Source organism: Haloarcula sp. CBA1127, assembly GCF_001485575.1.
In the GTDB taxonomy this organism is placed as follows: Archaea; Halobacteriota; Halobacteria; order Halobacteriales; family Haloarculaceae; genus Haloarcula.
In genome coordinates, this window is record NZ_BCNB01000009.1 from 26,231 (window position 1) to 38,756 (window position 12,526).

Here is a 12,526-nt window from a genome sequence, read left to right on the forward strand (position 1 = left end):
GAAGAGGTCCTGACGCTAACCAACACCGAGTGGAATGTGGGGTACTGTGTTGGTTAGTCTGCGAGTTGGCTACTCCTCGCCTCTAGCCTCCCAGCCTTTGTGGAAGTACACCAGCGCCACGTCGGAGTCAAAACACTGGCCGGAGGGAACGTGCTGTAAGACTTCGTGTTCTGGGATCGGCTCAACCACGCCCTCATCAAGCAGACTGGTGACCACCTCGCGGCCCCGTGGCTCGTCGATCTCGACAGTATCGGGACGCCGTCGGTCGCGGTCCTGTGCGATCTGTTCGCGCTCGAAGCGCTCGTAGTCTGGAACTGTTTCGGTCGGGTCCATGAAGGAAATCCCTCACTCGACCGGGGAGACGCAAAATTAGCGCTAACCAACAGTCGAGAAGTATGGCGGTCGCTGTTGGTTAAGACACACCACCGTTTCCGCAAAACGCTCGAAACTGAGTCAGTTCGGGAGTTTCGGCGCGATCACGAACTGCATCGCTCCATCGGCATCGGGGAACTCCGATTTCAGCACGAGTGGCACCCCGTCTCCGATATGTAGAACCCGATTCGTGCCGTCTGGCAGGCCAGTATTTGCCGATTTGACCAGCGACGAGTCAAGTTTCACTGCGACATCCGCGGGCTCGAAGGCGATGAGATCGGTGTCGTCCCACCGGTAGGTCATGCTGTCAGTGTCGCCGTCTGCGGCAAACCGCACTTCTCCGGCATCGGCGTCAACAGAGAGGTCAAACCGGTCGGCAAGCATATCGGCTGCGTCGAGACCGAGCGAGATGTCGTCTGGATTCAGGTGGACAGTCGCCGGGATGTTGATATCCGGCATCTCGACAGGGTAGCGGAGCGATTCAACCGCATCAAGGTCGATAGTGCGCGTTATCCCATCGATGTTGATTTCCAGTGTGCTATTCGCTGCATCAAGTACGAACTGTGCAAGGTCGCCTGCATCGCCGATTGAGAGTGCATCGCGAACTCGTCCGACATCCACTCCTAGTGTCCCTCTCCCTGCATCGAAGGAGTTGAACGAACTCCCAGAAACACGCAAGTTGACCATCGCGTGTCCCTGCAGGTCAGCCGCCCGGATGGCGATTCCCGACTCTGTAATTCCTATCCGTGTCTTGTCTGCGACCGTGCCAGCCGCCGCGAAAATCCGCTCAAACAACTGGACCTCGCCGCTGATCCGAAGATGCTGCGGGGCATCGAGCGACAGGAGGTCCGCAGTGTCGAGTTCTGCGTCACTGTCTGTCGCCGTCTCTGGCACGCTCGTTTCGGCGTCGGTGGTTGCTGCTTCGGTACTACTGGTCGCTGTGGACTGTGACATTTCGATTTCCCTCCACTTGCCGGAGGGCACACAAAATATGCCGTTGGCGGCGTCGGTCAGGGGACGACTGCCGCGAGTCGATGGGTATGGTAGTCGACCGTCCATCGCGAGTAGTTCCGTGTGATCCGGTACTCGCGAACGACTGCAACGTCTTCCAGCGACTCTTCGGGTTGTTCCCAGGTAAACTCGTAGCCAGCGATCACGTCTCCCTCGTCGAGATATCCAACCGGATGATCCGGCCCGTCCCACTCAACCGAGATTGGATCGCCACCACTGGGGGGCTGGACTCCATGGCCTATCCCCGCCTGAATGACGGATGGATCGGACGTTAACCCGTGCAACTGTGCTAAGTCACTAGCCTTGATCGTGAACTTGTCCTCCTCGCCGACGAACGAGTGCTGGGTTTGCCCACGTACTGTTGCATACTCTACGCCCTCGATATCGACACCGAGAGCGTCGGACAGCAGGTGGGCAAACTCAGCAGCCCCCGTGCGGACTGTTTGGTTCTGCTCCTCGATCTGGAGGGTCGTCTCTGGCGTCCGAAGCTTCCTGGTGTATGGATTCTCCGGCCGCTCAACGGGCATACAGCTGGACAGGAGCGTCCCTTCTGGCCCCGTCAGAATCCACGGCTGCTGCCCGCACGGGATGGCGGTATATTGCGACGCAGTGTATCGGCCACCGCCAGTGAGGACTCGCAATGCCTTTTCGAGTGCTTGGGCGTCAATGCCGTACCCGTAGCTGTCAGCGAGTCCGTCGATGAATGTGACTCGGGTGTCAATGGAGTCAAACTCGCCGTACGTGTTTGGAATTTGCAGGAGGTCGCCAGTTGCGTACTGCTCAACATATGCCCCGACATCCCCATCGACGACCCACCGCGTTTGCTGTTTGGTTGCTCGACCAGCCGACGTGTTGATCGACGACACTGGCCGCTGCGTTGTCAGCCCCCAGTCCTCGTCCGGGGCGGCCCAACTGCTGTCGTCGCGGTCAGGAGCGCGACACGTCGTCGCACATCGGGCGATGCTTGCGGCATCTGGATCGAGGTCGTTGTCGGCGCTGTCTCCGTCTCCGAACGTACCGAGTGAAAGGTCAGTCATCCTCTCACCCGACAGAGGAACACAAAATTTTGGACTGGCTCACGGTCAATACAGAGAGGAATTCGGCTGTCTCGCTGTGTTCTGTAGGAGCCTACCCAGAAGGAGTGTTTCAGAGTCAGAAACACTCTGTGGGGCTTGATTATCCACTGGCCAGTATGTGCAGGTAGCCGCCGGTCGGAGGCGGTCCCCGAAAAGTATCCGACACGCTTGCCCCATCACTCCCCAACTGACCCCCAGTGTTGGCGAGCGCCAAGTTCCCTCTGTCATACCCTCCTCACGCGCTCTATTCCCCATCTTCCACTCTTATCGATTCATTGGGCTTCCAGAGCCTACCACGTTCTCGCTATGAGTTATACTCAAATCAGTCCCATACGTACGGAGATATTGAAGCCCGACAGACTTCCTGCGGCGTCAACTCATTCATAAGCTGACCGCTTTTTGAATTCTTCCACTCCGTGATTAGAATCCACAGGGGACACGGTGAAACGAGACAGACCGACCTACTCAGCCGAGAAAGCCTCAATGGCATATTCCTCAGCCAACTCCACGACATCATAGACGTGAATCCCCGATTTGAACCATAGCACGCGGTCGTCCATCCCGTCGAAATCCGCAGACGAACAGTCTAATCGCTTAGACACAGCGACAATGAGATTATCTCGGTTTGCCTCGCGTATCTTCGCCAACTTCTCAGCAAGGTACTCTGGTGTCCAGAAGCCAACAATCTCGAATATAACTCGCCGGCCGTCTGGATGTTCGATGGCGAAGTCTGGGAGCATAACCTCCGCACCTAAATCCAGCACGTCATCCTCTCGTATGAGTTCCCAATCCGTGTTCGCGCGCTCCCACTTCTTGGCAAGTGTCCGTTCCACATCAGAGTCGAAGTCGCTCTGCGCAGCGTAGTGTGAAGACAGGTCGTCAGTGTCATCAAGCGCAAATGAAAGCGTTTGAGTCGTCGATCCACCCCCATCATCCAGAATGTCGGCCTCCATCTCCCACCGATCACATAACGGCAGTGCTGGCAGAAAGTTCGCCATCCGTATCCCATACTTCCGCGATTTCGAAAAGAGGGACGCCGCCCCATCTAGCGTAGCTTTGTATCCGTCTGCTGCATCGGTACTCCCCACGCGATTGCCGTTGCTGTCGATTGGATAGATACGGTGCATCAACCCGAACAACTTCACGTAACTGAATACCGTCGCAAACGAGTCCCAGACTCGCACCCGCATCTCGGTCGCATCGTAGAGGACAGCCTGTGCTAACGCGAGATTATAGCGAGTGAGAAGCCAGTCAGGCGTAATTGTATCCGCTGCATATGATTCCTCACTATCACCCGTCAGTTGAGTCGTGGTTGAGGACTCCGCCGCATCTTGGCATTCATCGGAAGCACGGTGTCCAAACCGAACAAGTCGTTTGTGTTCCTCCAAGTCGGCGTACATTCCCTGGTGGCACTCTTCGAGTGTGATACCCAGCACATCAGCAACGGAACTGTACACTTCTAACTTCTGCGTATCCTCACCGAGCGTGGGCTGGCGAACAATCGGATACGACTCATTTGCCTTCTCGAACAATCGCTGACGAATCTCATGTGGCTCAACTGGAGCAACCGTCTCGAACTCACACTCATCTTTCAGCAGTTTCGCCAGTCCTTGGACGACTTTGTAGTCCGTATCTGCGATGGTGAGTTGGTCAATAGTGTCCTCCAGATCACCTTTCGGTTCACCGAGATGGGCCTCAAAAATCTGAATGAGTTCCTCGGCTGTCTCCCGATACTGCTGCTCGCTGGCGTCAATGAACAGCGGCGTGATAGTGTCCTCGTGTGTCCGTGAGCGTGCAAGATTAGCTGTCAGCATTCGCTGCCACCCCCTGTCGTCGCTGCTCAGAGACATATGTTTCCACCGTGTCTTCAGCAATAATCTCGTAGAGACGGGCGGGTTGCCTGTCGTCTGTCGGTCGGAGAATCCGACCTAGCCGTTGCGCATACTGCCGTTTTGAGGCACTTCCAGAGAGAATAATCCCGACATTTGCAGAGGGGACATCAATCCCTTCGTCCAGTACCTGTGACGTAGCCAACATCGAGTACTCACCCGTTCGAAACCGCTCCAATATCTCTGTACGTTCGTCAGTCTCAGTTTGATGGGTGATGCAGGGCACGACGAACTCTTGGGAGATCTCGTACGCGAACTCGTTATTGGCGGTGAAAATAATGGTTCGGTCGTTGTAGTGTCGCTTCAGCAGATTGTCGAGCGTATCCAGTTTCTTTGCAGCAGTACGGGCGATGTTTTCCGCCCGTTGCTTGGCAATAAGCGCCCGTCGTCCCTGCGGGTCATACGACGTGCGTTTGAGGAACTCCTGATATCCGTTCTCCTTCCAGAGCTCGAAATCGTGGCTATCCACGTAGTCACGGTATATCTGGTACTCCTCGTCGTACGTTGTCCGTTCCTCGTCTGTGAGTTCGACTTGGAGATGAATGGTCTCGTATTCGCTGAGATACTCTCCAGCAAGTTCATCAACCGCCTCGCGATAGACAACCGTTCCAAGCAAGTCCTCTAATTCTTCGTGTGCTCCATCGGCACGCTCGTACGTAGCTGTGAGTCCAAGTCGATACGGTGCAATCGTCATCTCAGGGATCTGCTGATATGTCGGCGCTGGTAGGTGGTGTACCTCGTCTACAACGAGAAGCCCGAACTGATCCCCATACTCGTTGATATAGCGGTAGGCAGAGTCGTAGGTCGTCACCGTGATGTCCGCTATATTATGGCTACCACCACCGAGAACGCCCACGCTGTCTGGAAGCTGGTCACCGAAAGCGTTGGTGAGAGTCGCGTGCCACTGGTTCATCAGGTCGATGGTTGGCACAACCACGAGCGTACTCACGCCTGCGTCTGCAATGGCTTGGACAGCGAGGAACGTTTTCCCACTCCCTGTCGGAAGGATAACACTCCCCTGTCGGCCATTGTCCTGCCACGCCGAGAGAGCGTCTTGCTGGTACTCCCGTGGTTCGATAGCGACAGACGGTGTGAGATAGAAGTCTGAGTAGGCACGAGCGTCGTCCTCTATCTCATCAACAGTCGCTGTGGATTCTTCGAGGGTCGCTTGTCCATCGGACTCGGTTGCCCACTTTCGGATAGGACGATAGTGCTGTGCCTGCGCCCGATACTCGCCGACGCGATCATCCCATTCGGCATACGGCACAGCGTCAGGAGCGTCTTCAAGCAAAAGCGTGCCATCATCGAATGAGAGACGCATTCAATTCTCTCTATGTAGGTGGGATACTTGTCCTTGCTGGAGTAACACACCAACAGAAGGGTACTACATTGAGAGGTCGTCAGCGATTGAGCGAAGGTCGCTCTTTGTCGGCTGTCGCCCAATGTCGACGGAGTAGTCGCCGACCCAGAACCGAAACTGCTGGTGGTCAACATCGAAGTGGAGTCCACAGGAGACATCTGGCTCTGCTTGCTTGTACTCGGACTTGCTCACGTTCTCGCCCTCTTGAAGCGTTTCAAGAAGGTACTCGGCGGCGTGTGGGCGTTGCTTCATCGCCAAGATATGATCGGTTGCCACGTGTTTCAGCACTTCTCCACCTGTGTCGTATCTGTCGCCAACCAGATAGAATTCTCCGCTGAACTCGTAGGATTCAACGTGGATGCTGAGAGCATATGTCTCGGCCATACGTGATTGTCGTCATTCTGTGACACAAACATTACGCCCCCAGTTGGTGTTAGGACAAGTAATGACAACAGACCGCCGCCCTGACAAAATTGAACTGGATGGGCTTGATCAACAGTTAGCGAGCGCTGACGACGGAGATGTGACCGCCCTCACACGGGCAGTCGCAACGTACGAAACGCGGTTATCGACCGCACATGAGGACGGAGAATCCGACCGCTACCGTAGTATCTCAAGAGCCTATCGTGAACGACTCATCACCGTGCTTGACGACGCAATACAGACCGAAGGGTGGGAGATCCTCGAAGAGTTTCTCAACGCATACCATCCAGAGACAACCGATGGGTTCCCACACGTGACGACAATCCTCCAGAACGTCACTGGTCGCTACCTCATCCGTACCCGACTGTCGGATGGTGTCGATGCTATTCCAGCTCCCGCTCTGGCGTTCTTCAGTTCGATTCTCGACCAAATTGAGGGAGATGGATACGATTTCATTAGAGAGGCACTCCATCCGTACGGCTGGGGAATCGGGCATCCTGACCACTCGGTTGCGGACAACATTCATCAGCACGCCTCAACAGGTCTTCCACTCGTGAATGCGATGCTCGAACACGCGTTCTACGCCGACCAGCATTCAGCGATAGAACTGCTGGAGCAACTGATCAATGACGAAGCAGTTCGACAGACGCTCCCATATCGGTCTGGCAAGATCTCGGGACCACGGTACCTGTTAGATGCTCCCGCCGGTGCGGTCAGCGAATTTAGCCCGACAATTCCACGGTACTGGGAGTGGCAGGAGGACCTTGACTACGAGTTTGTGTTAGACGCGGATGTCGAGAAACGGATTCGAGATATCGTGACTGAGGAAGGGATTGACGGCGACTTGCCCACCGACTGGACGATTGCTGACCTAACCCTGTGATGTGCCCTACCGCTGAATCTGAAGCTTAGGGAGTGAGTCGACAATATTTAATTGTTCGAGTGTTCGCTTTCCGAATGTATGACTGATCTGATAGTCAAATCTGGCGTACGGGAGACAGTTGACGACCACCCAATCTCGGCAGACTTCTACGAAGCTCTCGACGAGAAGGTTGAAGCACTACTTGAGGACGCCGCTCGCCGAGCCGAAGCGAATGAGCGACAGACAGTGATGCCACAGGACTTGTAGGCGTATCTCTACGGAGACACTGAGATTCTTCATCTCCGGCCGGTTACGATTCCATTGCTGCTCTCTGTGCAGGCATGAATCTTTAGCCAATCGTGTGTTTATAACAAACTCCGAGGCCCATTGAATCGTTGCGGTCTTGTGATGCTATCACAATGCAGATTAGATGCCAATTTTGAGTATACTTTCTGCGGCGGCGGTTCTGTATATGAACGGGTGCGGTTTATACGGTACCGTAGAAAGCACTAGCTTTGTGCTGCAAAATTCTGAATATGTACGTAGATCTAATCCATATCCAATTTTATTATCCTAACTGGATTCACAACGACTACGATGACGAATTTGTTGATTTGTTTCGGTTTTCGAGAAATCGATTACACCAAGATGGTAGATCATCCATCGGTCCACTCTCAGTAACGGTACCATCGTTGGTGATCCGAGTGAACACACCATCTCGTCCCCAGCCACACACCAGTGGTTTTAATCCTTGACCTGGTCGGGTTGCGATTTGTTGGTCAAACCGCACTGGTTCTTTACTCACGTCCTGTAGTACTGTGAGAAGTTGCCCGAGAAGTGGGTGCCCCGGCGCAAGATGCTGAACAGATGGGTATTCATCAGCACACTCCGCCGAGAAAGTCACCGCTACGTCGTCAACAGCAGGCGCAATAGCCTGTGCAATCGTCTGTTCCCCATCCCCGACGGGAACCTCAATCAGTGCATCACCTACTGAGAGGCGATATGTACTGTCCGCAAAGTCAAAGTCCCCGTCATCGTACTCGAAATTAATCTCGTGAACCGGGGTGAATTTAATACCGGCCTCGGAAAGCGCATCGTTATCGACTAACACTGACTGAAGACCCGGTGTCTCGAACGGTGGATCGTACTCGTATCCGTCTTCCCCGACCTCAACGAGGTCTGGGTGGCAGTAGGATTGCCACGCATCGAGTTTCGCTTCATCAATGACATCCTGTGCTACGAGATCGTCAACGTCCTCAAGAGACTCGCCAACATCAACGCGGTCGTCCTGCTTCTGGTTTTCAATTTCCTCTGATAACTGTTTATCTGCTTTTTCAACAGTCTCTCGACTCTCATCAGAATCGGCGTTTAGCGTAGCGTCTCGAATCTGTTGGCTGACGCCCGAGAGAATGGGTTGCATTTCTCCCACGACGTTTTCGAAGAGGCCGATTCGGTCGTCAAGACGGTCGTAAATGTCTGTCTCGACAGTATCTTCATAACTGTAGTTGAGAATCGTGACCTCGTCATACCGTTGTCCGATACGGTCGATTCGGCCGATACGCTGTTCGACCCGCATCGGATTCCATGGAAGGTCGTAGTTGATGAGTGCGCCACATTCCTGTAAATTCAGGCCCTCGCTGGCTGAGTCAGTACAAACAAGAATATCGACCTGCCCATCATCGTTAGCGAATTCTCGCTTGACACGCTCTTTACCGACAGTCGTCCAGCCCTCACTGTCAAGGTCATACATCTCGCCACCGCGGCCAGAATATGTCGCGACCGTCGCACCATGAATGGATGTCAGGCTGTTTCGAATGAAGTCCATCGTATCGGCGTACTGTGTGAAGATAATGACCCGATTGTGTCCCTCACGGTCCAGTTTTCCAAGGTCGCTGATGAGTTGACTGACCTTCGGATCTTCGTCGATATGCTTGAGGTCATTCACGAACGACTCCAGTTCCTCGATTTCCTGCTCAAGCAGATTGATTCCTTGGTCAGTGACACTCGGAACAATCTCGGCGAGGTCGGCGTCTTCGAGGTCACCACTGATTTCATCAATCGTATCGAGGTCATCCAGTTCGTACTCAGAGAGGGTTTCCAAGAGGGTCTGGCTGGAGTTACCTTGGGAGTCATTACGATTGGCAGCACGCTGTTTGCCCTTCAGCACGGTCCGCTGAGCGCGAAGCGTTTCGAGACGACTTTGCAGGCTCTGTGAAATCGCGTAGACACTGCTCGTAAGGCGCTGTCGGTAGGTCGTCATCACGAAGCCGATAGCCCTCGTCTCAGCCTCGTCGGACTGCTGAGCGAGCTTGTAGAACTTCCGAGTGTACTCGTCAATGCGGTCGTAGACATCTCGAGTTTCGTCTGTTAGTTCGATCTTCCGCTGCTTCGGGTTTCGATCCGGGACTGTCTCATCCAGCAATCCGACTTTTTCGTACTTGCGCAAAGTGTCGCGCGTATTCCGATGAATGAGCGCATCGACAGGCGTGGATTCTGCAAGGACGTCTCGGACGACTCGCCAACCAGCTTCTGAGAGATCGTCAAGGGCACTGAGTTGATCATTCCGCGAGTAAGTTAGCCACTCTTCCTCAGCCTTCCAGTCTGGGTAGAGAAGGTACTTGAGCTTCTCGTCCTCATTGGCTTCGAACGGGTCGACGTTGTACTCCCGAACTGCAGTTTCGAAACGCTCGACATACCCGTCGTACTGGTCGCCGTGGTCTGAAGCGAGATGGCACGCTTCGAGCACGCGCTGTTTGGCGATTCCGCGTGCGTGCTGCTCATCGGCGACATCAAGTTTCTCCGCGGCAGCGTCGAAGACCCTATCGGAGAGTGCTCGCTCATTTGGTAGCCGATCCTGATACCGCTGTTCGTCTAACGTGGCTTGTGCCGACCATGCTCCTCCTGATGACGCTGCATCGCTTTCGAATTGTTCTTTCAATGCCTGGTTGAGAGCCTGGCGGGTCTCAAAGAACTCGACGAACCGGTCTTTCTTGTCCCAATCGCCGGGGAGGTCAAGCAATGTCATCAGGTCGTAGAGCTCGCCAGCGTGCAGCTGCATCGGCGTCGCCGTCAACAAGTAGTACGTCTGGGTGTGTTCACGAAGCCGCTCAAGGAGTGTATAGAACTTGCTACCGGAGCGGGCGTTGTGTGCTTCATCGATGATGACTGCGTCCCAGACACCCTCTCGGCTGGATGTATCCCGCCCGCGTGCACTCGCTGGAACGTCTTCGCGAGTACGTACGTCGCCTTCGTCGCGCGGGGCAACCTGATTCCAACGGTCGTCAAGCCTGGCAGTATGCCACGACATGATGACGATCGATGGAGCGTCAGTTTGGTTGTCGGACTGCTGATCATAGAGGAATCGCCAAATCGGACTCGCGACCCACGCTTTCGAATGTTCGTCAGCATCAAGATCGAGGCTGCTAGCCGAGGGTGGAGCGTGTTCACGGCCGAACGCATCATGGAAGGCGTACTGGTTCCCGCTTCCCCGATCGAAACGGTAAGCGTTGATATTGAACTTCTCCCAAAGCTCCTCTTGCCACTGAATCGTCAGGCTTGCGGGAACAAGGAGGAGACCGGTTTCCAGATCATCTGTCAGCCCAAGCCGAGAGAGCGTCAGTCCAGCCTCGATTGTCTTCCCGAGCCCGACCTCGTCGCACAGGAGGAAACTATTCGGGTATGTGTTGACAAGTGTGTCTGAGACGACGCGCTGGTGGGGCCAGGGTGTGATCGTACTACCCTCTTCAGCGAGGGCCAATCCGCCAGGAGCGAGCGAGCCGTCTGCGATGATGTTCGCTTTGTCGCGCTCGGTTGGTGGCGCTTCGCCGCGTGCAATCTGGATAGCAGAATCTATCTCAGTATCCGAATCGGGAGCCTTCCAGTCGATAATCTCCTCTTCGATAGCCCTGGGAAGATTGTAAACTTCGACGTAAGGATGATTGTTGTCCCAGAGACGGTCGAACGTGTCGACATCGCCCTTGACGTATTCGCGCTGTCCATCACGCCACTCACGGTGGACCTTGAACCGCTCATAATTGCGCTCCCAGCCGCCTGCAGTTTCGTTGACGCTGCCCTCGAACGACAGCAAGTTCTCCTGATCGTCGTGAAAGATGCCGACTTTCGGATGGAAAATACCCCAGTTTCCTTGCCGAGGCACAGCGACCTTGATTGTGAGTCGGTCTTCTCGAAGAAGTTGAGCGAGGAGTTGGAGTTGGGCGTCAAGCCGCTCATCGTCGAGTTCATCGAGACCCTCGCTGAGTTCGTCCGAGAGAGCTTCCAAAACGGGGCGGTCGGTCTCGTACAGTTCCGCACCGACGATAAGTCGCATCTCTCCATCGTTTTCTACGAGTGCATGGACGCCGCGGGCCGCAACGGCGAGGGCACTGCTCGAGAAGTAGCCTGCCACACGGTCGTACCGAACGCTTCGTTCGAGGGCAGGGACGTAGAATTCATCAACAAGATGAGACCCGCTTGTTGAGGGCTGGCTCTCGTAAATAGAGTCCCAAGAATATGTCTGAAGGTCAGCCATCAGTGAGCTTACTTGATTATCTCATTCTGAGGCTACTTAATCACTCCAGTCGGTCAGCTGTCGTCCATATCTGGAACAAGGGTTAGATCGTCCAAATCTGCGAGAACATCGGCGACGAGTCGGTCGGCGAGGTTCAGCCCCAATCCTACCGCTATCTGGACTGCTTCGACGTAGGTCCCGAACGTGTCCAAGGTAACCGTTCTCCCTCGTGCTGTCATCGAGTGGGAGAGTTCATTCCGCGCATCCCGCAGTGTGTCGTCCAGAACGTCCAGTTCGATATTCTCTGGAGCGAGGCCCTCATCTCGAAGCCATCCTATAACCTCATCAAGCCGGGTGTCATCCAGTTCTGAGTCGACTCCTGTCGCGAGTTCTTTCACTGTGACTGCCCCCACCTCTTCGACCATCGCTGCGCTGGTCAGAACAGCAACCAGTAGCGGCGGGTGGGCGATGTAACTGAACATCTCTGACCCGTACTCTTGGAGGTAACGAGATTCGTCATCCTGGAGATGGGCCGCTAGCTCATCTGCTTGCCAGAGACTTTCACTAATCCACTGGATCCACATCGATGTCTGAAGCGAGAACTCAATTCGGTCCCGTAGCTCTCGTGAATGTCGAAGCCAGCGACGTGACAAGAGTTCGTAGTCGGTTTCATTCCCGAACGTCGCCCGTTTTCGGCACGCATCTATCGACGTGGTGAACTCCTCAAAGGTCGACTCAAAGTTTCTGAGAAGATCCGCGACCTGCCCGATTCCCCAGCTGAGCCGAACAGGTAGCGCATCCAAGACTTGCCCATCAGATGAACGACGGCGTTCGAGGTCGGTCTCGTACACCGACACGGCTGAATTATGCACCTGAAGGCAATACTGGAACCGCTGCCAACAGAGTTCGATAATCGCGGCATGCCACTGACCGTCAGGAAGAGGAACACGAAGCTTCGTCGGCGACCCATCACCCTGCTCCCCGAGAGTGAGGTGAACCGCAGTGAGGTCGCCGAACGCTCGCATT

Annotated in this window: 10 protein-coding genes; 2 read left to right on the forward strand and 8 right to left on the reverse strand. The window is 54.8% G+C overall.

What is annotated here, in order from left to right:
* Window positions 1-69: 69 nt before the first annotated feature.
* The 6 genes from AV059_RS20870 to AV059_RS20895 all read right to left on the reverse strand — a co-directional run bounded on the left by AV059_RS20870 (window position 70) and on the right by AV059_RS20895 (window position 6,092).
* Window positions 70-333 (reverse strand): hypothetical protein, encoded by a 264-nt coding sequence (locus tag AV059_RS20870; protein ID WP_058997912.1) that lies wholly within the window; start codon window positions 331-333, stop codon window positions 70-72.
* A 120-nt stretch (window positions 334-453) separates the two neighbouring features.
* Window positions 454-1,326, reverse strand: a complete 873-nt coding sequence (locus tag AV059_RS20875; protein ID WP_058997914.1) for a hypothetical protein — start codon at window positions 1,324-1,326, stop codon at window positions 454-456.
* A 56-nt stretch (window positions 1,327-1,382) separates the two neighbouring features.
* Window positions 1,383-2,420 carry a hypothetical protein gene (locus AV059_RS20880; RefSeq protein ID WP_058997916.1) on the reverse strand — a complete coding sequence of 346 codons (1,038 nt, stop codon included), beginning with the start codon at window positions 2,418-2,420 and terminating at the stop codon, window positions 1,383-1,385.
* A 500-nt stretch (window positions 2,421-2,920) separates the two neighbouring features.
* Entirely contained in the window at window positions 2,921-4,273 is a 1,353-nt protein-coding gene (locus AV059_RS20885) for a DUF790 family protein (protein ID WP_058997918.1), read from the reverse strand.
* Window positions 4,260-5,669 (reverse strand): DEAD/DEAH box helicase family protein, encoded by a 1,410-nt coding sequence (locus AV059_RS20890; protein WP_058997921.1) that lies wholly within the window; start codon window positions 5,667-5,669, stop codon window positions 4,260-4,262. Before AV059_RS20890 ends, AV059_RS20885 begins: the two co-directional genes overlap by 14 nt.
* Before the next feature lie 63 nt (window positions 5,670-5,732).
* Window positions 5,733-6,092, reverse strand: coding sequence for a hypothetical protein (locus tag AV059_RS20895; RefSeq protein WP_058997923.1), 360 nt, complete (start codon window positions 6,090-6,092; stop codon window positions 5,733-5,735).
* Between the two features lie 61 nt (window positions 6,093-6,153).
* Here AV059_RS20895 and AV059_RS20900 point away from each other — a divergent pair, with 61 nt between their 5' ends.
* Both AV059_RS20900 and AV059_RS20905 read left to right on the forward strand, forming a co-directional pair.
* Window positions 6,154-7,014, forward strand: coding sequence for a hypothetical protein (locus AV059_RS20900; RefSeq protein ID WP_058997925.1), 861 nt, complete (start codon window positions 6,154-6,156; stop codon window positions 7,012-7,014).
* Window positions 7,015-7,092: 78 nt separating this feature from the next.
* Window positions 7,093-7,260 carry a hypothetical protein gene (locus tag AV059_RS20905; RefSeq protein ID WP_058997927.1) on the forward strand — a complete coding sequence of 56 codons (168 nt, stop codon included), beginning with the start codon at window positions 7,093-7,095 and terminating at the stop codon, window positions 7,258-7,260.
* A gap of 325 nt (window positions 7,261-7,585) precedes the next feature.
* Here the strand turns inward: AV059_RS20905 and AV059_RS20910 are convergent, their stop codons facing one another.
* Together AV059_RS20910 and AV059_RS20915 are read right to left on the reverse strand one after the other, a co-directional pair.
* Window positions 7,586-11,521 carry a helicase-related protein gene (locus tag AV059_RS20910; protein ID WP_058997929.1) on the reverse strand — a complete coding sequence of 1,312 codons (3,936 nt, stop codon included), beginning with the start codon at window positions 11,519-11,521 and terminating at the stop codon, window positions 7,586-7,588.
* A gap of 53 nt (window positions 11,522-11,574) precedes the next feature.
* Entirely contained in the window at window positions 11,575-12,525 is a 951-nt protein-coding gene (locus tag AV059_RS20915) for a hypothetical protein (RefSeq protein ID WP_154021065.1), read from the reverse strand.
* Window position 12,526 lies beyond the last annotated feature (1 nt).